Genomic DNA, 25,889 nt, shown 5'->3' with positions numbered 1-25,889 from the left:
GGTTGAGGTGTTATAGGATTGTGTAGTAATGTAGCAATATGGACAATCTGTTATATAATTACTATAAAATATTAATTTCCAAAATAATCTTTAATATCTTCCATTCTCTCCATCTGTCTAACCTTAAATGGACAGCGATTGTTGCAGTGTCCGCAGCGTATGCAGTCGCCCGTGTGAAGTTCAAGCTTACGATAATGGTCTTTGGCAAGTGCATCACCAGATTTAGCAAGGTCGTAATATTTGTTAATCATTGCAATATCAAGTCCTTTAGGACATGGATGACAATGGCTGCAATAAACACAACGTCCTGCGGCATCAGTAGGTGCAAAGTTACCTATAACGGAATAGTCACGTTCTTGTTTTGTGGCATTAAGGTATCCCAATACTTCTTTGAGGTCGTCTGGGCTTCTGAAGCCAGGAAGAACTGTGATAACACCCGGTTTGTCCAGTGCATACTGTATGCACTGGTTTTTCGATAATGCCTGTCCAAATGGAGAAAGCTTTGCATCAAGAAGTTGTCCACCTGCAAATGCTTTCATAACGGTGATACCAACTTTTTCCTTTTTGCAACGGCGGTAAAGTTCCTGTCTTTCCTGTGCGCCGCCAAAAGCAAATTTGCCGTGCTGGTAATCATACGCTGGATTTATGCTGAACATAATAACGTCAAGTATTACAGTATCAAGCATTTTATGTGCGATTGCAGGAGTGTGTGTTGAGAGTCCGATATGTCTTACAACGCCCTGTTTATGAAGTTCTTTAATACGCTCTAATACACCACCATTAATGTACTGTCTAAGGTCAGAGGGTTCATCAATACAGTGAATAAAGCCGAAATCTATATAATCTGTATGAAGTTTTTTCATAAGCGTATCTATTTCACGGTCGATTTTATCACGATTGGTTGTCCAGCAATATTTTCCAGATGAATAGTCTGCTCCAAAATGCATTTGAAGGTATACTTTATCCCTGCACCCCTCAAAGGCAGTTTTATAATAATCAAATGAACAGGCTTATGATACGGCGAGGTCGAAATAATTGATTCCGTTATCCATTGCCATCAGTACAGTCTTTACAGCTTCATTTTCAGGTGATTCGTGTAATCCGGAGCCACCAAAACCGATAATACTTACCTGTTCTGTTCCTTTTGGTAATTTGCGATATTCCATTTTTTTACCTTCTTTCATATAATGTTAATATTTTTGCCTTTTAAATTTGTATCAATATAAAAAGAATATAGTATATATTATTTATTAATTATAACATTAATTTGCAGAAACATATAATGCATATATGTATTAGGCAGTGTTTTATAATGCCTGATTTTTAAGCAGAATGATTAAGTTTATAATAAAGATAACCTTTAAAAATCACCCAATATCATATATAATAATATTTAATAAGCTAAAATTAAACAGCTAAGAGAGGTATTACAAAATGGAAATTTATGAAATGATAGACCTACAGGATTGTCCAAGGTGTTTAGGACCTTCTTTGTTGGAAGAAGTGGATCACGGTTTTTATGTGACTTGTATGGATTGTGGATGTCAGTCAGCCACATTCAGATATAAAAATGATGATGATAAGCTGGAGGCTGCGAAGAAAACAGCAGAGTTATGGAATACTGGAAAGGTAATCTATACCGGTTATGGAGATTGATAGTATTTACAAGAATGTGCAATAATAAGCCATAATATAATATATCAGATAAGGAGAATTAAACGATGAAGAGTCAGGAAGAACTTTTTAATATGACAGTTATGGAATTAAGAGAGTATATGAATTCGCTTTCTAATGAAGAAATAAAGCAGGCGGCTGAGATGTTTGAATATGATGAGCACGAAAGAGATCCACTTACACTTCTTTCAGCACCTAAGCTTTTTGAGTATATGAAATATGCAAATGGAGCAGTAGATATTGATTTTGGTGAATAATGCTATAATGAGGGAGTGTGATTAATAGTCACGCTCTTTTATTTATGTTGGGAGGCATTTTTATGACACACGAACAATTTGAAAAGGCGGCTGATTACTGGAAGAATAAGGGAATTACAGCAATGCCCAAAGAAGAGCTTAAAAAAGCGGTTGAAGAATATATAGCTGCTAACAATACCTGTGCGCTTGCAACAGGAACTGGCGATTATGTAAGATGTACGCCGATTGAGTACAGTTATCATAATGATAAGTTCTGGATGTTTTCAGAAGGTGGAGAGAAATTTATAGGTCTTGAGAAGAATGAAAATGTATGTTTGGCTATTTTCGATAAATATGATGGATTTGGCAGGCTTAAGAGCATACAGGTTATGGGAAAAGCCGAACTGATAGAACCATTTTCTGATAAATATAATGAACACGCAAAAATTAAGAAAATACCGATAGAGGCGTTAAAGAAAATGGAGTCGCCGCTTAATCTCATCTGTGTAACACCAGTGAAAATGGATGTATTATTTTCTGATTTTAAGAAAGAGGGATATAGCAGCAGACAGATTTTAGAGTGAATTTAAAAGAAAAAAGAGGTAATATAACTTATGGAAGTAAAAGAGTGGTCATATAAAGAATACCATTCTTTTGATAAGCCAGTAGACGGAGTTACAAGAATTCCTACAAGCGGAGATGAGAAGGGAACTTATATATATTCAAATGTGGAATATGCGCATATAAATGGTACGACACTGCATTTGCAGATTATTACACCACAGACAAGAATCCTGAGTTATGCAGAGCTATGTCGGTTGAGTGTAATATAAGTGAAAATGTTTCATTGCCACCAATATTAATGTTTCACGGAACAAAAGACCGTACAATAAATCCAAAGGTCAGTGTTGTTGTATATGAGGCTTTAAAGAAATATAATAAAGATGTGAAGTTATATTTGCTTGAGGGAGCTGACCACGGTGGAAGTGAATTCTTTAGTGATAATGTGTTGGATATTATTGAAGAATTTTTGTAAAAGATTATATCAGCTAGTTAGAATGATAAGTTGTTTTAAAATGTGTAATAAAATGAATTTTTACACTGACATCATAAATATGAAAATACTGGGCGGTAAAATATATGGGAAATGAATCTGGAGAATGGATTATGCACGGACTTGAGTGGGACAATCCAGCGTGTATACATACAGTTGAGAAAGCAATCGAACACATTAATGATGTTGGTTTTCTGCCTCTGTTTAAGAATGAAATAGAAGGATTTTCTCTGGAAGAATGGACAGCACCTGAGTACTGGTGGTGTGATGATGAGCAATATGACCCGTGGCTGTGGCGTGCGGTTATAGCAAGACAGCACGATATAATCTATGGAAAGTTTTTCGGAAAAAAGGCAGGTTTTATATCAAGAAAATGGGTTCCTGCATTTGCTAATTACAGGCGTGACGGATACGATTTTGATGCGTTATATGAGGATGGAAAAGCACCGCTTAAACATAAAAAGATTATGAAGCATTTTATGGAAGAAAATGCAGATAACGAAATATTTTCTAATGAATTAAAGAAACAGGCTGGATACGGCAAAGATGGTGAAAAAGGATTTGATGGTGCTGTTGCTAATCTTATGATGCAGATGTATATATGTAACTGCGATTTTAGAAAGCGTATTAATAAACGTGGTGAACAATATGGCTGGGATGTGGCTGTTTATTCATCAATAGAACATATTTATGGATATGATTATGTTACTTCTGATTATAAGGAAAAGCCAGAAGCTTCGTGGCAGAAAATAGTTGCACATATGAACATATTGTATCCGTCTGCGACTGAAAAGCAGATTAAGAAGATATTGAAGTAAAATTATCAAAAAATATTTGAAATAAATCATAGTTTATTGTTTTTGCTGTTTTATCAGCAGTATACACTTGATACAAAATTTTATTAAAAATGGCGTATAAAAGAGAATTGGTGTGAAAATAGATTTTTCACACGTGAGATTTATGTGTGTGTGCACTTGACACAAACTCGTTATGTACAAAAATATGCGTAGAAATGAGGATTATTATGGAATTACAGGAAGTATTGAATAGCAGAAGAAGTATGAGAAGTTACGATGCTGAAAAGAAAGTTACAAAAGAGCAGCTTGAAACTATTATAAATGCGGCCATATTAGCACCTTCGTGGAAGAATTTGCAGACATCTAGATATTACTGCATATTATCAGACGACAAAATTGAAGAATTCAGACATAAGTGTCTGCCAGAATTCAATCAGAACAATTCAGAGGGAGCAGCTCTTGTTGTAACAACATTTGTAAAGAACTGCGTTGGATTTGACAGATTATCAGGTGAGCCAGTTAATGAATGTGCCAACGGCTGGGGCTATTATGACCTTGGACTGCAAAACGAGAATTTCGTTCTTAAATCTAAAGAATTAGGACTTGATACACTGATTATGGGAATTCGTGATGGTGAGGCAATAAGAGAGTTCTTTAATCTGCCAGAAAATGAGCAGGCAGTTTCAGTTATTGCAGTTGGATATGGAACAAAGGATGCGCAGATGCCTAAGAGAAAGAGTGTTTCGGATATAGCGAAATTTTATTAAAATAGTAAGCAAAAAATATATAGAGAATGTGAGTGATAAATCATATGGGTTTGTTTAAAAAGAAGGAAAAAGTGTATTCATATGATAAAGAGCATATGAAACCGGTAATTAAAACCAGCATATGTACGGGTGAACAGGTGGCTGGATTTAAGGATATTCATACTGGCAAAATAGAAGATATTATGCTTGTAAAAACGTCAGCAGATATCGAAAAATTTAAAGAAATGTATGGAATAGAAGGCAATATTGACAAAGAATATTAGGATTAAAATGTCGGTGGAAGAAGGATATAATTATGGTTAAGAAAATTGTAAAAGGAAAGCAGATATTTGCAAGAAAGGCACAGCCTGCGACAGAAGCGGACAGGCAGGTTGTGACAGATTTAATAGATACTTTAAGAGCAAACAGGGAAATATGTGTTGGGATGGCTGCCAATATGATAGGTGTGAATAAGTCAATAATAGCAGTGGCAGCAGATCCATTTCAGTTTGCAATGATTAATCCTGTTATAACTAAAAAGTCAGGTGAATATAAGACGGAGGAGGGCTGTTTATCATTAGATGGTGTCAGACCCTGCATAAGATATGAGGAGATAGAGGTTGACTATCTTGACAGTAATTTTAAGCCACAACACGGGAAGTATAGCGGGTTTACGGCACAAGTGATACAGCACGAGATAGACCATTGTTGTGGGGTGGTAATATAATTAGGAATAAGTTATAAAAGATTGTTTTTCATGCAGTGTTCACCTCCATAAGGAAGTGTAACAATACACCTAAAAATATAAAATAAGAATGTAGGTTTTCTGACATTTTTATATGCCATATTTCCTACATTCTTATATTAGCATTTGCAACTGGGTAGCCAACGCATAAAATCTTGCGGAAATTTCTTATCAGTATATGTCTCGCACAATATAAAAAATCTGCTGAACAGCTATTTGTATCATCTCAGGCATTAAGCAAAGTTATTAAGAAAATTGAAAATGAATTAGATATATTACTTTTTACAAGAACAAGTCAGGGACTTATGCACTAAAGAAGTTTATCTGATATCAAAAAAAGGAATAACTAAATCAAAAGAAAGCATATGTTTTTTTAGTTATTTATCAGAATGGTTATTGACGGAGCAACATTTTTCAGAGCATTGTTATATTGAAAATATCCCTCAAATAGAGTATTATAAAATAAAGTTAGATACAACTAACAAATGCAGCTTGAAAAGGAGTGAAGTATATGAACATTACAGTTATAATTACAGAACGCAGGATTAATCAAACATAAATTAATAATGACATTTGTTTAAATGAGGAGGGCTGAATATGACTAACGAAGAATATAAGAAGCTGTCAGTTGATGAATTTACAAAAGTGGCAGAAAGATATCCAGACCGCCATTACACAGGACTTGATTTAACACCGGCGATGATAGAACAGGCAAGGAAGAAGAATATTCCTAATGCAGAATTTGTTGTTGGTGATTGTGAGAATTTTCCTTTTGATGAAAATGCTTTTGACGTAATAATATGTTCCAACAGTTTCCACCATTATCCTAATCCGCAGGCATTTTTTGACAGCGTGAAAAGATGTCTTCGTCCGGGAGGAAGATTAATACTTAGAGATGTGACAAGTGATAACAGGCTGCTTTTGTGGTTTATGGATAATATAGAGCTTCCTATTGCTAATATGCTGGGGCATGGCGATGTAAGGGCTGCCAGAAGAAAAACAGTTATGGAGTGCTGCAAAAAGGCAGGTCTTAAGGTGGAAAAGTTCGAGATACGCAAAGGTATGAGAATGCACTGCGTTATAAGAAAAGCTTAAGGAGTATATGGTATGAAAGAGAAAGTAAAGATAACCGGTGTTCCTGAAACAATGATTCAGACATTATATGCAAGGGCGAAGGAAACCCAAAAGAATAATGCCAAAATCAAAGATGACATAGCTGTAGAGATAGTGGAAAAGCTTGATTACGATTTTTCCAAAGCAGATAATGATAAGACTATGGCTAGTGGTGTGATTGCAAGAACTATTGTACTTGATGAGATGGTAGGGGAATATCTGGATACTCATTCTGATACGGTTGTTGTCAATATTGGCTGTGGAATGGACACAAGATGTTATCGTATGCAGGGAAAATATAAGTGCTGGTACAATATTGATTTGCCAGAAACAATTGAGATAAGAAAGTGTTTTCTGACAGAAAATGGTCCTGTATACCAGATTGCCAAGTCTGCAATGGACATTTCATATACAGATGATATTGAATATAATAAAGAAAATGTGCTTGTAATCATAGAAGGTTTGTCAATGTATTTACACGAGAATGACATAAGAGAGATATTTTCGATTATAGAAAAAGCCTTTAATAAGTCAACAGTAATGATCGAAACTATGTCACCATTCTTTGTAAAGCATATGAAGGAAAAATCGATAGAAGGCAGTAATGCCAAGTTTAGCTGGGGTGTTAAAAATGGAAAAGATCTACAGCAGATTGTGCCAGCATTTAACTGGAAGCGTGATGTAAGTCTGGTCGAGGGTATGAAAGTGATTATGCCTGTTTATAATGTGCTTGGAATAATTCCCGCAGTGTGCGGTATGTCTAATAAAATAGTGGTTATGGAAAGATAGTTGATTTTTTTGAATAAATCAGACATAATTAATATGACAAATATGTAAATAACAGGTGTAAGATTAATAATGATTGATAATAAAGAATATTATATGGAATATCTTGACGGACTGACTAAGGATATGCCAGAGGAGTTTGTAAAGCTTGCACAGGTATTTGAACTTAGTGTGTTCGAGCCTGTTTATATGGAAGGCGAAGATGATATATATGCAGCTTATCTTATGAATGATTCAGTTGAAAGTTATTTTGTTTTTGAGAACTCTATAATGACAGGAGAATATAAGGATATTGACTGCGAACAGGTAGCTGGAATAGAAACACTTAGTGACGGATATATGCTTATAGTTAATCAGGGCGGCGAGAATATATTTACAATAAGATTTAATAAGCTAGGTATTAAGACTACATATTTTAATTATGGCAGTATGGGACATTTCTGGGTTAAGGGATATGAGTATTTAAGACAACTGGAGTATCAGCTTGCAGATGTCAGGGATAAATACAGATATCTTGGAAGCTCGTCTTGTACCAGTAAGGAGCTTATATTTATGCAGCTTGCAGATTTTCCACCTATTAAGAAGTATAAATCAGTGCCAGAAGCTTATTATGTGCCATATCCCGATGCAGTTTATTCTGAGGCAGTGAATTATCTTATAGATATAGCAGTGAGTGTTGGCGATAAACGTATGGCAGGTATGCTTAAATGCTATTTGAATAAACCGGACATAATTAAGTGTAATATTATTGCGGCTATGTTTCATAGAAAGGCACATAGCAGATTTATAGATAAGCTTATTATGGATGTGCGTAACGAAGCTGACAATTATGTCAAAAGGACGTTTAACAGTGACGAGGAAGCACAGTATAAGATAGTTCATAATAAGGCTCTTAAGGCACTGGATAGATACAAAGAAGCAGGATATGAGTGTCTGTTATACAGGGAAGAACCATTTATGTATTCCAAGGACTCAATTACATATAAAGAACACATATTAGTGTTTAGAAACGGTCGTATTAATAGAAAATGTGATATATATACATATGAAGCATAGTATATAAATATAATATATAAGTAAAATTTATACTGTTCCACAACATATTTTAATAAAATTTACTGCATATATAATGAATATTGAGAAAAATATGTCATTCGCGCAAGAAAAATGTCATTTCGCGCAGATGGCATTTTTTTTGTGTTTTTTTATTGTATAATAATGCCAACATATAAAGCTTTCGTAATATTTTTAAAGACTGCATACGTTTTTATTGCAGGGAAAGTACGATAAGAGAAAGGAGAGTTTATGAAATATTTGAAAAAAATAATAGCAGTGGCATTAGCTGCAGGTATGATTATCTCCAATGCACCTGTGGCAGGTTCGGCTGCAAACCAGAACAGCAGGGCATCTAAGAGAACTTATAATTGGTATGATAAGTGTGCTGACGATATTGATGAGAATTATACTTATGAAGGTTCAGACCTTGGGATAGAGGCTACTGAAGATTATACAACTTTTAAAATATGGGCACCAAGTGCAAGGTATATAAAAGTTAATATTTACAGAAAAGGTGTGAATGATGACGATGAGTCATCTAAAGTTGGATCATTTACATTGGAAAAAATGTTCGCTAATGGAAATAGAGATGTGTGGACAGGTGTATGGACAGTAACACTTATAGGAGACTGGAGAGGATTCTATTACAATTATACAATTTCTACGACAAACATAACTGGTGCACACGATACAAAATATCAGGTTGCAGACCCATACTCAGTGGCTGTAAGTGCAGATGGCAAGCGTTCTTATATTATAGATCCGGATATGGTATCTCCTGATGGATGGGAGAATGATAAGCATATATATGTAGATACAGCCAAAGCTAATAATGTATACAAAGTAAGTATTAAAGATTTTTCAACAGATACATCATCAGGTACGACATCAAATGGCAAATACAGTGCATTTACAGAAAAAGGTGCAACTGTAAATAATGCAGGTGAATTGTCATCAGGTATTGATTATCTTAAAGAATTAGGTGTTACAACCGTACAACTTGCACCATTTTCAGATTATGCTTCTGATGATGAATATGTAGTTGCGAATTTTAATGCACCGGAGCCGGATTATGCTTCTGATGCATCAAATAGTGAAGCAATAATAAAAGAATGTAAAGCAATGATTCAGGCACTTCATAACGCGGGAATTTCAGTTGTAATGGAAATGCCATATACGCATACGGTTACACCAACAGAGTCTGTATTTGAAAAAGTAGTTCCTGGTTATTATTACAGACATAATACGAATGGAACTTATTACACTACAACTGATTATGACAATGAGTGTGCCACGGAGCGTGCAATGTATCGTAAATATGTTGAAAATTCCATGAAATACTGGGCAGAGGTATATCATATAGATGGATTTTCAATAGATTTAGTTGACTGCTTTGACACAAAAGCATATCATTCAAGACTGGATAAATGGTTAGATGAAGTAAAAGAAAATGTTGCAAAGACAGATCCCAGACTTGTTATATGGGGCGATAATTATACCAAGACAGATAGACAGAATAAGACATCTATATATGATAATATAATTAGTTCTATTAATGGAAGCACATATGGAGCAAGAAATGAAAAAGCAATAAAAATGTATAAACAGCAGGCTGCAATGAAATATGCAACACCAGGAATATTATATATGGATGCAGGAGAAGAAATGTGCAGTAGTGTTGAAGGAACAACACAGCAGGACAAGTCAGTGCTTGAATGGCAGAAATGTATAGATTATACAGATGTAGTATCTTATTATAGAGGTCTTATGGATATTAGAAAAGCCTTTTCACCACTTGCCGATAGTCAGAATATTAGTAATAATAAAGAAGCTTATGTACTGACTAATACAACAGAAGGTGAATGGAGCACTATGGCAGTATTGAATAATGATACAGCTGATGATAAAGAGATTGCAATTCCAGCTTCAAGAGAGGCCGCAGACTGGGTGATTATTGCTAATGGGGAAAGTGCCGGTTTAGTATCACTTGGTGAAGTCAGTGGTTCGACTGTAAAAGTGCCGGCGTATACGACAATGATTCTTGTAGACAAGGAGAGTTCATTGCAGGTATCAGTGCCAGAAGAAAAAGGAAGAGTAATTATTGATTATCTGAGGACAGATGGTTATGGTAATAGCAGTTTTGAGACACCATTAAGAGAGTCGATTACGCTATATGGTACAGTAGGAACAGGGTTTGTTGTGCCACAGAATCTTAATATTTCATCTTATTATGATCTTATTAATGCGGAATATGGCAAAAAGGGTATATTTGAATCAGGTACAATCAGGCTGCGATATTATTATAGTGCTAAATATAAGCCAGATCGTTTGGTAGATGGAATTATTAATGATGGTCATTATTGTGAAGAAGTACGATTCAAAGTAACTGATCCGGCTTATACAGAGGTAAGAGTTGATGATAAGAAGCTGACACCAGATAGTAATGGTTATTATACTGTCTCATATGCTGATAAAGAACAGACTATTAAATTAATAGATAATAATGGCTGTAATGTGCAGCTCTATATAAAGGTACTGGAAAATCATATACCTAACAGCAACGATTGTACTAAAGATTCTGTTTGTACTATCTGTGGCAAGGTATTTCCTGCACAGACAAGTCATAAGTACAGTGATAGCTGGTCAAAAGATGATACTTACCATTGGAAAGTATGTGAGAATGATGGCTGTGAAGTAACAAGTACTAAGACAGAGCATAGTGGTACAGACGATGGAGATTGTACAACACCTGTAATATGTGAATGTGGACAGATTGTTACAGCGGCTAAAGCAGAACATACTTATGGTGAGTGGAAGTCTAATGGTGATGGCACACATACAAGAAAGTGTACAATACAGGGCTGTACAGCAGAAGAAACTAAGGATTGTGAAGGCGGAGAAGCAACATGTACTAAAAAAGCTGTATGTACATATTGTAATTCAGAATATGGTGCGTTAAATCCATCTAACCACAGTGGAAGCGTTGAATTGGTACAGACAGAAGATACACACCAGAAGAAATATGAATGTTGTGGTGCGGAATATGAAGCTGCCGAAAATCATAAGTGGGAAAATGGACATTGCAGTGTATGTGGATACGGCTGTGAACATACAGGCGGAGAGGCAACCTGTACAGAAAAAGCAGTCTGTACTATTTGTAATCTCCCTTATGGAAAAGTAGATGAGAATAATCATACTGGAACAGAGGAATGTATTAAGACAACAACAACACACGAGAAGGAATATACCTGCTGTGGTAAAGTAACATTAGTTAAAGAAAATCATAAGTGGAAAGACGGTGTATGCGAAATCTGTGATTATAAATGTGTACATACAGGAGGGGAAGCTAATTGTATAAGTGGTGCAATATGTGAAAACTGTGGTATGGAATACACAGATAAAGAGCCTTCAAAGCATACAGGAAATCCAGAGTGGGTGCAGACCGAAGATACACACAAAAAAGCATATGGCTGTTGTGGCTTAGAGGTATCAGCAAGTGAGGAACATATCTGGGAGGCAGGAGTATGCAAGATATGTGCTTATCACTGCCATCATACAGGTGGAGAGGCAACTTGTATACAGAAAGCACAGTGTATAATCTGTAATGAGGAATATGGAACATATAATCTTGGTGTGCATAAAGGCTTAAAGTTAGTAGAAGCAAAGGCGGCAACTAAGGCAGAAGAAGGTAATATTGAATACTGGCATTGTGAAGATTGTGACAGATATTATGTAGAAGACAATGGCTATGTCGAGATAAAGAAAGCAGATACAGTAATTGCGAAGGTATCTGATAATGATAATTCAAATGGAGCAGGCTCAGGTGATGTGGTTGACAATGGTACAGGAGCAGGCTCAGGTGATGCAGGTTCGAATGATACAGGAGCAGGCTCAGGTGATGCAGGTTCGAATGATACCGGAGCAGATTCAGGCAGTGATGGTGTTAATGATACCGCTACAGAAGTGAAAGAAACCCCGGATACAGCTGACAATAACAGTATATTTGTATGGCTTCTTATGTTATCTGTTGGAGGAATGACAGTATGTATGGCTATCAGCAGTAAGAAAAGGAGAACTAACGGATAATAATAAAAAATAACAGAAAGAAAAGCTGACAAATAATATCAAACAGAATATTATGATTGGCAGAATATATTCAGAGGCAGTATATTCAGGTGTTTATAATAATATAGTTTTAATGGCGTGTGGAAAATAGAAATTTTTCACACGTCTTTTTTATATTATAAGGTATAGTATATGAGTGAGAATATAAGAATATAAAATAAATTAAAAAAATTGATTGACATGTCAGCACTAACATGTTAGTATTATGACATCAAAGTAATTATGCAGCATAATATTTATAGATAATTGGTGTACGAATTAATTAATAATACGAAGTACATCTATAATAAAGTGATTTTTTGATATTATTTATTATATTTTAATTTAAGGAGGATTTAGCATTATGGATATGACATTAAGATGGTATGGACCAGGTTATGACAGTGTAACACTTAAACAGATAAGACAGATACCTGGAGTTAAGAATGTTATTACAACACTATTTGGAAAGCAGGCGGGAGAGTTATGGCTGCCTGAGGAGATAGCTGAACTTAAGAAGGTAGTATGTGATGCTGGTCTTGGAATAGCCGGTATTGAGTCTGTTAATGTATCAGATGATATTAAGATAGGTACAGCTAAGAGAGATGAACATATTGATAATTATATTAAGACATTACAGGCTCTTGGCGAAGCTGACATCCATATGGTATGTTACAACTTTATGCCAGTGTTTGACTGGACACGTTCTGAGCTTGCAAGAGTAAGGGAAGATGGTTCAACAGTTCTTGCTTATAATCAGGATACTGTAGATATGATTGATCCTGAACATATGAAAGAGTCAGTTGAGAAGATGTCTAATGGTTTTGTTATGCCGGGATGGGAGCCGGAAAGACTTGACAGATTAAAAGAACTTTTTGAAATGTATAGTGATGTGGATGCAGAAAAGCTGTTTAATAATCTTGTATATTTCCTTGAAGCAATCGGACCTGTATGTGAAAAATATGATATAAAGATGGGTATTCATCCAGATGACCCAGCATGGCCAATATTCGGATTGCCAAGAATTATGACAGGTAAGGACTCAGTTACAAGACTTCTTGATGCTGTTGATAAGCCTTATAATGGAATTACGTTGTGTACAGGTTCATTTGGTTCTAACCAGAACAATGATTTATGTGAGATTATTAAGGCCTGCAGAGGCAGAATTCCATTTGCACATGTAAGAAATCTTAAGTACAACTCTCCAAGAGATTTTGAAGAGGCAGCACATTTATCATCTGATGGATCTATAGATATGTATAAGATTATGAAGACTTTATATGATACAGGCTTTGACGGAGTCATAAGACCAGACCATGGAAGAATGATATGGGATGAGGTTGCTATGCCAGGATATGGTCTTTATGACAGAGCATTAGGTGCCACATATCTTAATGGTCTGTGGGAGGCTATAGATAAGTCAGCCAAATAAATTTTGTATGGGAATATGGTTTTATATATGAATATGTATATAGGAATGGAGGATTAGCATGAAACTTTCAATACAAGGTATTAAAGATAAAGAAGCATGGGAGAAGGCTGGAATAAAGCTTCCATCATATGATGTTGAAAAAGTTGCAACAGCTACAAAGGAAGCACCTGTATGGGTTCATTTCGGAATAGGCAACATTTTCAGAATATTTATAGGTGGAATAGCAGACTCATTATTAGAGCAGGGATTGTCAGATAAAGGAATTACATGTGTTGAAACATTTGATTATGATGTAGTTGATAAGATATACAAGCCATTCGACAATCTTGTTATGGCTGTTACATTAAAGGAAGATGGAAGCACTGATAAGAAAGTATTAGGTTCACTTACAGAGGCTGTTAAGGCACAGTCATCAGTAGATGCTGAGTGGTCAAGATTGAAGAAAATATTTGCAAGTCCACAGCTTCAGATGGTTTCATTTACAATAACAGAAAAAGGATATGCACTTCGAGATGCAAAGGGAGAGTATTTTCCATTTATCAGAAGTGATATAGATAATGGTCCTGATAAGGCATCATCAGCTATGGCAGTTGTGTCAGCACTTTTATATGAAAGATTTAATACATGTAAGGCACCTTTAGCAGTTGTGTCTATGGATAACTGCTCACATAATGGTGAAAAGTTAAGAAATTCAATAACAGATATGGTAGGCGAATGGCAGAAAAAAGGTTTTGTTAGCGAAGATTTTGTACAATATGTCAATGATGAAAATACAATATCTTTCCCATGGTCTATGATAGATAAGATTACTCCAAGACCAGCAGATACTGTGGCTGAGTCGTTAAAAGAAGCCGGGGTTGAAGATATGGACCCTGTTATTACATCAAAGAGAACTTATATAGCTCCATTTGTTAATGCAGAAGGACCACAGTATCTTGTTATAGAGGATAGATTTCCGAATGGAAGACCACAGCTTGAAAAGGCAGGAGTATATATGACGGACAGGGATACAGTTAACAAGGTGGAGAGAATGAAGGTTACAACCTGTCTTAATCCATTGCATACAGCACTTGCAGTATATGGCTGCGTATTAGGCTATGACCTTATAGCTGATGAGATGAAGGATAAGGAACTTTCAGAGCTTGTAAAAAGAATAGGGCTTGTTGAGGGTATGCCTGTTGTTACTAATCCTGGTATTATAGACCCAGAGAAGTTTGCAGATGAAGTTATAAATGTGCGTATACCTAATCCATTTATGCCTGATACACCACAAAGAATTGCAACAGATACATCTCAGAAGGTTGGCATAAGATATGGTGAAACTATAAAGTCATATGTTGCCAAGGATGGAAGTGCCAGAGCACTAACTGCCATTCCGCTTGCGATTGCAGGCTGGTGCAGGTATCTTCTTGGCATTGATGATAATGGTGAAGCTTTTGAATTATCCCCAGACCCTATGGCTGATGAATTGAAATGTCAGCTTGATGGTATCGTATGGGGTGAGTCATCATCTTACACGGGTCAGCTTAAGAACTTATTGTCAAATGCTAATATATTTGGTATAAATTTATATGAAGCAGGAATTGGTGATAAGATTGAAGAAATGTTTGTCGAAGAAATATCAGGAAAAGGTGCTATAAGAGAAACGCTTAAGAAATACCTTTAATGTGATGCAGATGTTATAATATACGTTTGACATGCTTATCTTATATATAATATAAACATATTGTGCCGTTCAGAGCTGTAGAGATTATGCAGGATATTGGTTCTGGACGGCTTTTGCTATTTATTTTATTAATTGTTTTATATTTTTATATTAATGGCAGATTGCTGTTATATATAGAAAGGCTGTAATTTTATGGAAAAATCATTAAATGAAGAAACATATGAAAAATTAAAATACGATATAATGAATTTTGAAGTTTTGCCAGGAGATTCTATAAGTGCCCAGAAGATTGCATTAAGATATAATGTATCAAGGACACCTGCAAGAGAGGCAATAGTTAATCTTGAGAAAGAAGGACTTTTAAAGGTTATACCTCAGTCTGGAACGTATGTAGCCTGTATTAATTGTAAGCGTTCAGAGCAGGAATGGTTTGTCAGAAAGAGTCTTGAGATTGGGATGGTTGATGCAATTTTTAAAAATGCAAGTGCTGATATGCTTGATAAGATGGCAGAGCTTAATAATCGACTTATTAATTATGACGAAGAAACAGAAAGTATTCCAAGAATAGAGATAGATAATGAATTTCATCAATTAATATATGAATGTTCCGGCGAACAGCTTGCGAAGAATATAATAAAGACACAGATGAGCCATTACAACAGAATTAGATATCTTGCAGAGTTAAATAAAAACATAAGCGTAAAGACTAATGATGAGCATAATATGCTTATTGATGCGATAAGGAATAAAGATAAGAGAATGTATCTTCGCGTTATAAAAGCACATATAAGCAGAATATTTAATGAACTTGATAAGCTTAAGGGAATATATCCGGAATATTTTGAAAAAAATTGAAGTAAATGAAAGAAATTCCCCTTATATCCGCATATTTTTGTATCATTATATTAAAAAGATAAAAATGACTGACGTAATATACTATCATTACGTCAGCCTTTTTTAATTTATAGCTTATTTGTGTTGTATCATTTCGCGGTATTGCGTAGGAGTCATATTTTTAAGCTTTTTAAAAAGCTTGGTAAAGTAGTTCACATCGTTAATGCCACATTGTGCGGCAATATCCTGAATAGCAGACTGTGTTGTGTTGAGCAGATATATTGCATGCTCTATTCTTTTATTGTTGACGAAGTTCGTAAGAGTCACTCCGGTTTCTTTTTTAAAGAGCGTTGATAAATAACTGCTGTTTAACATAAACTCTTCTGATAAAGCGTTAAGGCTTAAATCAGCTGTGAGATTGAAGGATATATAGTTGATTATATTCTGTATAGGCTTGCTATATGTCCGTAATGAGTGTGACTGGACAAGAAGACAGTATTTTCTTGTTATTTCATTTTCTAATACTTCAAGCTGTGCGATTGATGTGCAGTCTTCAATTTTAATTGCAAATTTGCGCGATATTTCATCAAGATGTACCGGATGTATATATGCAGTCTGTGCAGCTTTACGGCAGATTGTATTTAATATAATCATAAAGTTCTTTCTGTCACGTATAGAGTCAGATAAGCGTGGCTTTATATCAGAAGAGTTAAGACGCTCCATATTTTCAATAGACTTATAATCTCCATGTGCTATACATTCCATAAGAAATGCTTCATTTTTATAGCGGATTTCCAGAGCTTCGACAGATTTTTTTGTAGGCTCAGGTGCTTCTTCTTTATACATATACTGGGTTAAATTCTTATTAAGTATATGTTTTTTTTCAATAGTATAATTATTACCCCAAAGCCTGCTGCAAAGACAGCTTATAATAGCTGTAATACATCGTTCATCAGCAAATACTGGAAGAGCAGAGTAGTACAGCTGCATAAACTCATTATACTGCACAGGAACTGAATTGTAAGAACATAAGTCAAGTATTCTCTGGTTAGTGAATCGTTCATATGAGAATGGACCTGCTATGAATATTCTTGTGCTGTCCGGAAGCTTAATATGTATATATTCACATGAAAAGCTGTCATGTATAAATAATGCAGTATTATCCCTGTTATAGGAGCTGATAAACTGGCTGAAGTTTTCTTGATTATTCATATAAGTATTCTGGGTGAAAATGTTATTTCTAAGTCCACCATCAATTTGATTATCCCATGTGTAAGGAGCGTCAATAATATAGGATGGAATTTTTATTTGCGATAAAAGTTCGATTGTATAATCTAAATATATTTTGTATTCCATATATATTCCCCCAAAAGCTATATTTTTACATTATATTTACATATTATAGCATAAGTTGTATAAAATATTATCTATTAATTATTATTTTTAAAATAATTTTTAAAATTATGATATGTGCATAAAACAAAAATTTATATCTGTAACAATTATAAACTTTAAAACTAGCATGTCTCAAATGTAATCACTAACATGTTAATATGAGCACAACTGACATGTTAGTATAATTTAATTATACAATAGTATAATTTTTAGTGTGAAAATTGTACAGGTAAAAATTATACTATAAAGACTAAATTTAGTAATAACTGTTAATAATTAAAAAGGGTATTATAAAACCATAGAAAACAACAACACAACGAAGTGCAGAACAATATTTAAGGACGTCTTTAAAGAAACTATTTAACAATTAATGATGAATACAAAATATATTTCGCATAAGAATGGAGGATATACAATGAAAGAAACTAATGGAAAGGTAAAGCCTTTCGGTATAAAAGATAAGCTGGGCTATATGTTTGGCGATTTTGGTAATGATTTTACATTTTTGTTATCAGCAATGTTTTTACTTAAGTTCTATACAGATGTTATGGGAGTTTCAGCAGCACTTGTAGGACTTATGATGATGGCAGCAAGATTCGTCGATGCCATAACAGATGTAACAATGGGACAGATAGTAGACAGAAGCAGACCTGGTAAGAAAGGTAAGTTCGCTCCTTGGATAAGACGTATGTGTGGTCCGGTTGCTGTAGCTTCATTTCTGATGTATGCAACATATTTTAAGGGAATGCCAATGGGATTTAAGATATTCTGGATGTTCTTCACATATCTCCTCTGGGGAAGCGTATGTTACACAGGAGTTAATATTCCTTATGGTTCAATGGCATCTGCAATTTCAGATAACCCAACAGACAGAACATCACTTTCTAACTGGAGAACAATTGGTGCAACACTTGCACAGACAGCTATAGGTGTTATATTACCACTTGTAGTATATTATACAGATGCAGCCGGTAATTCAGTATTATCTGGTGAAAAGATGATGATTGGAGCATTAATCTGTTCAATAGGCGCAGTTATATGTTATATGCTCTGCTATCATATGACAACAGAAAGAGTTAAGGTAGAACAGAATACACAGAAGTTCTCATTTAAGGAACTTATTAAGCAGCTTGTTCATAATAAGTCATTAATAGGAATTATAGTATGTGCATTAGTATTCTTACTTGCACAGTTATCATTAAGTAACATGAATGCTTATGTATATCCTAATTACTTTGGTAATATAAAGGCTATGTCTATAGCAAGTCTTGCAGGAACAGTTGTTATACTTGCACTTTCAACATTTATAGTAAAGCTTGCTTCAAAGATAGGTAAAAAAGAATTATCAATGATAGGATGCTTTATAAGTGCAGCTTCCTTCATACTATTATTCATAATTCATACACACAATGTATTGGTATGGGTAGGATTAATAATCGTAGCTACAATAGGAACTTCAATGTTCAATATGGTTATATGGGCTATGATTACAGATGTAATTGATGAGTCAGAGGTTCAGACTGGAGTCCGTCAGGATGGAACAATTTATTCAGTATATTCATTTGCAAGAAAGCTTGGACAGGCTTGTTCATCAGGTTTATCAGGAGTGCTTCTTTCAATAATAGGATATACTTCAGTAACAGCCTTTGATCCAAAGGTAGTAGATGGAATATATAATATTACCTGCCTTGTACCAGCGGGAGGAATGATATTACTTTTACTTGCTTTATGGTTCTTATATCCTCTTAATAAGAAGAGAGTTGAAGAGAATGCAGAAAAGCTTAGAATTAAGAGAAATGAAAATGCGTAGTGCAAAACAATATGTAGGTATAAAGTCGGGGCATCTGACCCCGGCATCATCTGAAAAATAAAATTATTATACAAATTATTATACAAAATTTTAAAATTACAGGAGGAATCAATTATGTTATATCCAATTTTAACAGAATCAAGATTATTAAGTGACTTAAGTGGAGTATGGGATTTTAAGTTAGACAATGGCAATGGCTTTGATGAGAAATGGTATGAAGCACCATTAAAGGATGCAGATACTATGCCAGTTCCAGCTTCATACAACGATTTAAAGGAAGGAGCTGATTTCAGGGATCATTACGGATGGGTATTCTATCAGAGAAACATTTCAGTTCCATCATATGTAAAGAGCCAGAGAATTGTATTAAGATGTGCAGCAGTAACACATTATGCAAAGATTTATCTTAATGGTAATTTAATATGTGAGCATAAGGGTGGCTTCCTTCCATTTGAAGTTGAGTTAAATGATGTATTAGAGGATGGTGATAATCTTCTTACAATCGCAGTCAATAATGTTATAGATTACACAACTCTTCCAGTTGGTGGAAAGGCTAACATGATGAGCGGTCTGATGGGCGGAATGGGTGCAGGAGCATCTGAAAAGCCTCAGAATAATCCTAACTTTGACTTCTTTAACTACTGCGGTATCACAAGACCAGTTAAGATATACACAACACCTAAAACTTATATCAATGATATTACAGTAACATCAGATATTGACTTTGGAAAGGAAACACCATCAGCAGTACTTAACTATGCTGTTGATATTGAGGGTGTGGATAAGGATAGCACGGCTTGTAAGGTTGAGGTGTTTGATGCTGAGGGTAACAAGGTTGCAGAGGCAGCAGGAACACAGGGAAAGCTTGAGCTTGAGAATGTAAAGCTATGGCAGCCATTAAATTCTTATCTTTACCAGATAAAGGTTACAGCAGGAGAAGATGTATATACTCTTCCATATGGTGTAAGAAGCGTAAGAGTAGATGGAGTTAAGTTCCTTATTAATGAAAAACCATTTTACTTTAAGGGCTATGGAAAGCATGAGGATACATTCCCTAATGGACGAGGAATTAATCTTCCTATGAACACAAAGGATATATCTATTATGAAGTGGCAGCATGCTAACAGCTTCAGAACAAGCCATTATCCATACAGTGAAGAGATGATGAGATTATGTGACGAGGAAGGTATCGTTGTTATTGATGAAACAACAGCAGTAGGTGTTAACCTTCAGTTTGGTGGCGGTGCTAACTTTGGCGGAGAAAGAATCGGTACATTTGATAAAGAACACGGAGTTCAGACACAGGAGCATCATAAGGATGTTGTAAGAGACCTTATTTCAAGAGATAAGAACCATGCCTGTGTTGTTATGTGGAGTATTGCCAATGAGCCTGACTCAGCAGCAGAGGGAGCATATGATTACTTTAAACCATTGTTTGACCTTGCAAAGGAAATCGATCCACAGAAACGTCCTTGCACATTAGTAAGTGTTCAGGGAACAACTGCTGATACTGATTGTTCTTCTAAATTAAGCGATGTTATATGCCTTAACCGTTATTATGGCTGGTATTTTGGTGGACCAGACCTTGAAATCTCTGAAAAAGGACTTCGCAAGGAACTTTCAGACTGGGGCAAGCTTGGAAAGCCAGTAATGTTTACAGAATATGGTGCAGATACTGTCAGCGGACTTCACGATACAACATCTGTTATGTATACAGAGGAATATCAGGTTGAGTATTATGAGATGAACAATAAGGTATTTGATGAATTCGAATTCGTAGTTGGTGAGCAGGCATGGAACTTTGCAGATTTTGCTACAAGCCAGAGCTTACTCAGAGTACAGGGTAACAAGAAAGGCTTATTCACAAGGGATAGAAAGCCTAAGATGGTAGCTCATTACTTCCGTAACAGATGGAGCAATATTCCAGAATTTGGATATAAGAAGTAATATACAAATAAACAATCAGGTAAATATAATAAGTGATTCACATTAAAACTTTCTCAATTTTATAGTAACAATAAAAAGGGGTGTCGCATTAAGAAATTAGTGCGGCGCCTCTTTCTATACATCAAAAACAATTATATGAAATGTAGTTAATGAAAGAGACTGATATTGACAAAGATAGTGAAAAACTATTAGACTATAACTATATTAAATAGTAGTTTGGAAATGGAGATTAAGATGGCAGAAGTCAGAGTTATTAAATTAAATGAAAGTGTGTATTCTAAGAATGATAATCAGGCGGATATGACACGCCGTATGTTAAATGATAAGAAGGTGTTTTTCGTTAATATTATGTCATCACCGGGAAGTGGTAAGACTACTATGCTGTCAAGACTTATCAATATGCTTAAAGATGATTACCGCATAGGTGAGATGGACGTTGATATTGAGTCTGATATAGATGCAAGAAGAGTAGCAGAGTCAACTGGTGTAAAGACAATGCAGATACATAACGGAGGTTTGTGTCATATAGATGCCAAGATGACGGCAGATGCAATAAGCGAGTATGGTGTAGATGACCTTGATATACTATTTCTTGAAAATATAGGTAATCTTGTGTGCCCTGCTGAGTTCGATACAGGGGCACACCGTAATGTTATGATACTGTCAGTTCCTGAGGGTGATGATAAGCCGCTTAAGTATCCGCTTATGTTCTCAGTATGTAATGTTGTACTTGTTAATAAGATAGATACTCTGAAAGCATTTGATTTTGATATGCAGAAGTTTACTAATCATATTAAAGAACTTAATCCAAATGCTATAATTATGCCAATAAGTGCAAAGACAGGTGAAGGTATGGAACAGTTTGTAATATGGCTTGCAGATGAACGTAAAAAGTTAACTGAGAAAATTTGATGGGGCTGATTATATCGAAAAACTGCCAACAGTTACAGCATTATGCAGCGCTGTAAAAAATGGACACGCAATTATATTTTATTTAGATATCGATAGTGACAGCGTTCAGGTGATTAAGTCATTTGATGAATATGTTAATATTTCAGAAGTGTATTTTGAATGTTTTGCAATTGTTCAAGATGTAGATGGATATTACGGAGTAATAAGAGATAAGAAACAAGATGGATTGAGGAAGAATAATATGATTAATAATTTAGGTGAGGGCAGTATACCTAAGCTTATGGCAAAGCTTGCAATTCCAGCGGTTGTAGCTCAGGTAGTGAATTTGCTCTATAATATAGTTGACAGGATATATATAGGACATATACCACAGATAGGTGCAGATGCACTTACAGGTGTTGGTTTATTTACGCCGGTTCTTATGCTTCTTAATGCATTTGCAATGCTTGCCGGTTCGGGTGGAGCACCAAGGGCTGCTATTTATATGGGTAAGAAAGATAATGCTACGGCAGAGAAAATTGTCGGGAACTGTTTTACATTTTTAGTGATATGTGCAGTCGTGCTTACAGCAGGATTTTATGGGACATTGCCAGTGCTTCTTAAATGGTTCGGTGCAAGCAGTGTTACAATGCCATATGCTCTTTCATATGCAAGGATATATGTGCTTGGAAGCATATTTGTGCTTATTGTGTTAGGAATGAATTTGTTTATTACAACGCAGGGTTTTGCCAAGATTAGTATGCTGACAACAGTTATCGGGGCAGTTATTAATATTATATTAGACCCGGTATTTATATTTGTATTCAATATGGGCGTTCAGGGAGCAGCACTTGCAACAGTGCTTAGTCAGGCAGTTGGTGCAGTATGGATACTGCATTTTCTTACAGGAGATAAGACCATTTTAAGACTTAGAAAATGTAATCTGAAGCTTAAAAGCACTATAATAATGCCCTGCCTTGCACTTGGAATATCAAGCTTTGTAATGCTTTCAACAGAGAGCATATTATCTGTAAGCTTTACATCAAGTCTGTCACGTTATGGCGGTGATCTGGCGGTTGGTGCTATGACAATTATAACAAGCACTAACCAGCTTGTTCTTATGCCATTGCAGGGAATATGTCAGGGTGGACAGCCTATTATGAGTTATAATTACGGTGCCAAGAACTATGACAGGGTTAAGAGGGCATTTTTTACACAGTTTAAGGTATGTGTTATATTTACAATTGCAAGCTGGGCAGTTATGATGCTTGTGCCTCAGGTATTTGCCGGAATGTTTACAAACAATGCAGAACTTAAGCAGTATACAGTGTGGACGTTAAGGGTATATATGGCAGGAATGTTTTCACTGGGCTTTCAGATATGCTGTCAGCAGAGTTTTATGGCACTGGGACAGGCAAAGGTCAGCCTTATTATGGCCTGCCTTAGAAAGCTTATATTGCTTATACCGCTTATATTCATACTTCCAGTATTTATGAGCAATAAAGTGTTAGCGGTATTTCTTGCTGAACCTGTAAGTGACATTATAGCAGCAGTGGTTACCACAAGTGTATTTATGGTTAAATTTAAGAAACTGCTGGTAGAGGATAATAGCTGACAGTATAAATAGAAAATATTATAAATATATCAGGAGATAACAACTAATGAAGTCACAGTATGAGCATATTATTCATCCATTTCCTCCGCTTTATGACAATAACTCTAAGATACTTATTCTTGGAAGTCTGCCATCAGTTAAATCGAGAGAGCAGATGTTTTTCTATGGACATCCGCAGAACAGGTTCTGGAAGGTTATAACGGCAGTCATTAATAACAGTGGAATGAATGATAAGAATATTGAAGTCCCAGTTACAATAGAGGAGAAGAAGATGATGCTTCATAATAATCATATAGCTTTATGGGATACTATATATAGCTGCGATATAATTGGTTCAAGTGACAGCAGTATTAAAAATGTCGTACCAACGGATTTAGGACAGATTATAAGCAATTCCCGGATTGAACGTGTATACTGTAATGGTGCAGCTTCAGGTAATTATTACAAAAAGTACCAGCAGAAGGTGTTGGGTATTGAAGCTGTTGTTCTTCCGTCCACAAGCCCTGCTAATGCGGCATATTCACTGGACAGGCTCATTGGAATATGGAGTGGAACAATAAATATATAAGTAATATGGAAAGTAAGGACAGATATTTGGATAATAATAATCATAAATATAAAAAAGATATAATATTAATTGCAGCATTTGTAATCATAGCAGTTATTGCATTTGTTGTGATTAATCATTTTGTTAAGAAAGATGGTGCATTTGTGCAGATAAAGGTTGACGGACAGGTGGTAAATACAATACCTGTCAATCAGAATGAAACACTGACTATAGAAGGATATCAGGGTGGAAGCAATATTGTCACAATAGAAAATGGTGGTGTGACAATGACAGATGCTGATTGCCCTGACAAGTTATGTGTTAAGACAGGAAGGATAAGCAAGACAGGTGAAACAATAGTCTGTCTTCCACACCGTGTGGTTGTAGAGATTATAGGAGCGGCGGCTGATGATAGCGGGGTCGATTCAATAGTAAGATAGTAATATAAGTAAGGCAGTTGGAAAAAAGTGCAATAGTGTGTTTGTAAATGCAGAATAGGATGAAAAGAAAATTATTATATAATAGTTGAAGGAGTAAATACATTAAAGAATATGACAAAAGAACATAAAAAGAACAACAGCACATATAACATTGCTATGTGCGGGGTGCTTACGGCACTGGCTATGATATTCAGCTATATTGAGAGTATTATACCAGTTCCAATACCAGTTCCTGGAATTAAGCTTGGAGTTGCCAATATAGCAGTTATCACAATTCTTTATACATTGGGAATTAAGGAAGCGGTTATAATTAATATTTTAAGAATATCACTGACTGCAATGCTTTTTGGTAATCTTAACAGCTTTTTGTTTAGTATTGCGGGGGCAGTGCTTAGTATGGTAACGATGATTGTTCTAAAAAAAATAGACAGTTTTTCGTATATCGGTGTGAGTGTAAGTGGAGCAATTATGCATAATGTCGGACAGATAATCGCGGCAATATTTATAATGGGAAGCAGTGCTATAATATATTATCTGCCAGTGCTTATAATAGCTGGTGTAATAACAGGTATTATTATAGGAATTGTGTCAGGAATAGTAGTTAAATATGTAAAAAAAGGGGCTGTCGCTTTAACGATTGAAAATCGTTAAGGTACCAGCCTCTTTTTCCTATAAAAATACGATTTTTAAGTTACTATTTTATTTATGTTTCTTGCAATTGCTAAAAGAGTACTTTCAGCGAGTACATTCGCAGTCCATTACCTTTTATGCAGTCACTCTTGCAAGGGCAGTCGCTGCAATTCTCACATGTATAGATAGTTTTTTCACTCACATATCCTGTTTTAGTTTTATTGTGTCTTATATGTGATACTGTAAGTTTCCTGTTATTCTTACATGTATAAAAATCGGATATTTTATCGTATTCCATGTTTTCTATCTTTCCAATATCATTCTTGTATTTCCTTGTTTTTGATATCTCATAATTAGCCGGCTTTATGAAT

At 35.3% G+C, this 25,889-nt stretch carries 26 protein-coding genes and 2 pseudogenes; 24 read left to right on the top strand and 4 right to left on the bottom strand.

All coding sequences use genetic code 11. The features are described 5' to 3' along the window. Window positions 1-71 precede the first annotated feature (71 nt). Window positions 72-956: pseudogene (locus tag BM157_RS08135) on the bottom strand (aldo/keto reductase); the annotation flags it as partial. A gap of 54 nt (window positions 957-1,010) precedes the next feature. After that, complete coding sequence (locus BM157_RS13010) at window positions 1,011-1,166, bottom strand: hypothetical protein (protein ID WP_318255874.1); 156 nt, start codon at window positions 1,164-1,166, stop codon at window positions 1,011-1,013. 268 nt (window positions 1,167-1,434) lie between these two features. On the opposite strand from BM157_RS13010, the gene BM157_RS08130 reads away from it, so the two are divergent. The 17 genes from BM157_RS08130 (at window position 1,435) to BM157_RS08060 (ending at window position 16,264) form a co-directional block, all read left to right on the top strand. Continuing rightward, window positions 1,435-1,656, top strand: a complete 222-nt coding sequence (locus BM157_RS08130; protein WP_055174545.1) for a Lar family restriction alleviation protein — start codon at window positions 1,435-1,437, stop codon at window positions 1,654-1,656. Window positions 1,657-1,721: 65 nt separating this feature from the next. Next, complete coding sequence (locus tag BM157_RS08125; protein ID WP_022203749.1) at window positions 1,722-1,931, top strand: hypothetical protein; 210 nt, start codon at window positions 1,722-1,724, stop codon at window positions 1,929-1,931. Between the two features lie 62 nt (window positions 1,932-1,993). Further along, window positions 1,994-2,494, top strand: coding sequence for a pyridoxamine 5'-phosphate oxidase family protein (locus BM157_RS08120; protein ID WP_055306557.1), 501 nt, complete (start codon window positions 1,994-1,996; stop codon window positions 2,492-2,494). A 30-nt stretch (window positions 2,495-2,524) separates the two neighbouring features. After that, window positions 2,525-2,743: a hypothetical protein gene (locus BM157_RS13005; protein ID WP_055306558.1), complete on the top strand. Its 219-nt coding sequence runs from the start codon at window positions 2,525-2,527 to the stop codon at window positions 2,741-2,743. Next, complete coding sequence (locus BM157_RS08115) at window positions 2,644-2,946, top strand: alpha/beta hydrolase family protein (protein WP_456361690.1); 303 nt, start codon at window positions 2,644-2,646, stop codon at window positions 2,944-2,946. Before BM157_RS13005 ends, BM157_RS08115 begins: the two co-directional genes overlap by 100 nt. Window positions 2,947-3,050: 104 nt before the next feature. Beyond that, window positions 3,051-3,782 (top strand): AlkZ-related protein, encoded by a 732-nt coding sequence (locus tag BM157_RS08110; protein ID WP_090140634.1) that lies wholly within the window; start codon window positions 3,051-3,053, stop codon window positions 3,780-3,782. A 206-nt stretch (window positions 3,783-3,988) separates the two neighbouring features. Then, window positions 3,989-4,528, top strand: coding sequence for a nitroreductase family protein (locus tag BM157_RS08105; RefSeq protein WP_090140632.1), 540 nt, complete (start codon window positions 3,989-3,991; stop codon window positions 4,526-4,528). Window positions 4,529-4,572: 44 nt separating this feature from the next. After that, window positions 4,573-4,791 carry a hypothetical protein gene (locus BM157_RS08100; RefSeq protein ID WP_055306670.1) on the top strand — a complete coding sequence of 73 codons (219 nt, stop codon included), beginning with the start codon at window positions 4,573-4,575 and terminating at the stop codon, window positions 4,789-4,791. Between the two features lie 32 nt (window positions 4,792-4,823). Beyond that, window positions 4,824-5,234, top strand: coding sequence for a peptide deformylase (locus BM157_RS08095; RefSeq protein ID WP_090140629.1), 411 nt, complete (start codon window positions 4,824-4,826; stop codon window positions 5,232-5,234). A 173-nt stretch (window positions 5,235-5,407) separates the two neighbouring features. Then, complete coding sequence (locus BM157_RS13235; RefSeq protein ID WP_172678513.1) at window positions 5,408-5,566, top strand: LysR family transcriptional regulator; 159 nt, start codon at window positions 5,408-5,410, stop codon at window positions 5,564-5,566. A 283-nt stretch (window positions 5,567-5,849) separates the two neighbouring features. After that, window positions 5,850-6,347, top strand: a complete 498-nt coding sequence (locus tag BM157_RS08090; protein WP_090140627.1) for a class I SAM-dependent methyltransferase — start codon at window positions 5,850-5,852, stop codon at window positions 6,345-6,347. A gap of 12 nt (window positions 6,348-6,359) precedes the next feature. Further along, window positions 6,360-7,154, top strand: a complete 795-nt coding sequence (locus BM157_RS08085; RefSeq protein WP_090140624.1) for a class I SAM-dependent methyltransferase — start codon at window positions 6,360-6,362, stop codon at window positions 7,152-7,154. A 69-nt stretch (window positions 7,155-7,223) separates the two neighbouring features. Then, entirely contained in the window at window positions 7,224-8,207 is a 984-nt protein-coding gene (locus BM157_RS08080) for a DUF3878 family protein (RefSeq protein WP_090140622.1), read from the top strand. 249 nt (window positions 8,208-8,456) lie between these two features. Beyond that, entirely contained in the window at window positions 8,457-12,293 is a 3,837-nt protein-coding gene (locus BM157_RS08075; protein WP_090140620.1) for an alpha-amylase family glycosyl hydrolase, read from the top strand. Between the two features lie 382 nt (window positions 12,294-12,675). Next, window positions 12,676-13,743 carry a mannonate dehydratase gene (uxuA, locus tag BM157_RS08070; protein ID WP_022501642.1) on the top strand — a complete coding sequence of 356 codons (1,068 nt, stop codon included), beginning with the start codon at window positions 12,676-12,678 and terminating at the stop codon, window positions 13,741-13,743. A gap of 58 nt (window positions 13,744-13,801) precedes the next feature. Then, complete coding sequence (locus BM157_RS08065; RefSeq protein WP_022501641.1) at window positions 13,802-15,409, top strand: mannitol dehydrogenase family protein; 1,608 nt, start codon at window positions 13,802-13,804, stop codon at window positions 15,407-15,409. Between the two features lie 192 nt (window positions 15,410-15,601). Continuing rightward, on the top strand, window positions 15,602-16,264 hold the full coding sequence (locus BM157_RS08060; protein WP_022501640.1) for a GntR family transcriptional regulator: 663 nt from the start codon (window positions 15,602-15,604) through the stop codon (window positions 16,262-16,264). 114 nt (window positions 16,265-16,378) lie between these two features. On the opposite strand, the gene BM157_RS08055 is transcribed toward BM157_RS08060, so the two are convergent. Continuing rightward, window positions 16,379-17,599, bottom strand: coding sequence for an AraC family transcriptional regulator (locus BM157_RS08055; protein ID WP_022501639.1), 1,221 nt, complete (start codon window positions 17,597-17,599; stop codon window positions 16,379-16,381). A gap of 454 nt (window positions 17,600-18,053) precedes the next feature. On the opposite strand from BM157_RS08055, the gene BM157_RS08050 reads away from it, so the two are divergent. The 7 genes from BM157_RS08050 to BM157_RS08020 all read left to right on the top strand — a co-directional run bounded on the left by BM157_RS08050 (window position 18,054) and on the right by BM157_RS08020 (window position 25,539). Next, the gene (locus BM157_RS08050) at window positions 18,054-19,448 is read left to right on the top strand and encodes an MFS transporter (protein ID WP_022502166.1); all 1,395 of its coding nucleotides are present in this window, start codon (window positions 18,054-18,056) and stop codon (window positions 19,446-19,448) included. Between the two features lie 114 nt (window positions 19,449-19,562). Then, window positions 19,563-21,395 (top strand): beta-glucuronidase, encoded by a 1,833-nt coding sequence (gene uidA / locus BM157_RS08045; RefSeq protein WP_022502167.1) that lies wholly within the window; start codon window positions 19,563-19,565, stop codon window positions 21,393-21,395. A 234-nt stretch (window positions 21,396-21,629) separates the two neighbouring features. Continuing rightward, window positions 21,630-22,307: a hydrogenase nickel incorporation protein HypB gene (hypB, locus tag BM157_RS08040; RefSeq protein ID WP_090140619.1), complete on the top strand. Its 678-nt coding sequence runs from the start codon at window positions 21,630-21,632 to the stop codon at window positions 22,305-22,307. Window positions 22,308-22,548: 241 nt separating this feature from the next. Further along, window positions 22,549-23,901, top strand: a complete 1,353-nt coding sequence (locus tag BM157_RS08035; RefSeq protein ID WP_090140679.1) for an MATE family efflux transporter — start codon at window positions 22,549-22,551, stop codon at window positions 23,899-23,901. Between the two features lie 46 nt (window positions 23,902-23,947). Then, on the top strand, window positions 23,948-24,469 hold the full coding sequence (locus BM157_RS08030; protein WP_090140618.1) for a DNA-deoxyinosine glycosylase: 522 nt from the start codon (window positions 23,948-23,950) through the stop codon (window positions 24,467-24,469). Continuing rightward, window positions 24,445-24,888 carry a NusG domain II-containing protein gene (locus tag BM157_RS08025; protein ID WP_082437116.1) on the top strand — a complete coding sequence of 148 codons (444 nt, stop codon included), beginning with the start codon at window positions 24,445-24,447 and terminating at the stop codon, window positions 24,886-24,888. Before BM157_RS08030 ends, BM157_RS08025 begins: the two co-directional genes overlap by 25 nt. A gap of 111 nt (window positions 24,889-24,999) precedes the next feature. Further along, window positions 25,000-25,539, top strand: coding sequence for a Gx transporter family protein (locus BM157_RS08020; protein ID WP_022502174.1), 540 nt, complete (start codon window positions 25,000-25,002; stop codon window positions 25,537-25,539). Between the two features lie 97 nt (window positions 25,540-25,636). Here BM157_RS08020 and BM157_RS08015 read toward each other — a convergent pair. Beyond that, a pseudogene (locus tag BM157_RS08015) lies at window positions 25,637-25,889 on the bottom strand (transposase); the annotation flags it as partial.

The sequence above is a fragment of the [Lactobacillus] rogosae genome (assembly GCA_900112995.1).
In the GTDB taxonomy this organism is placed as follows: Bacteria; Bacillota; Clostridia; order Lachnospirales; family Lachnospiraceae; genus Lachnospira; species Lachnospira rogosae.
The sequence above is the reverse complement of the archived record's forward strand: the minus strand, read 5'-3'. Positions and strand labels throughout refer to the sequence as shown.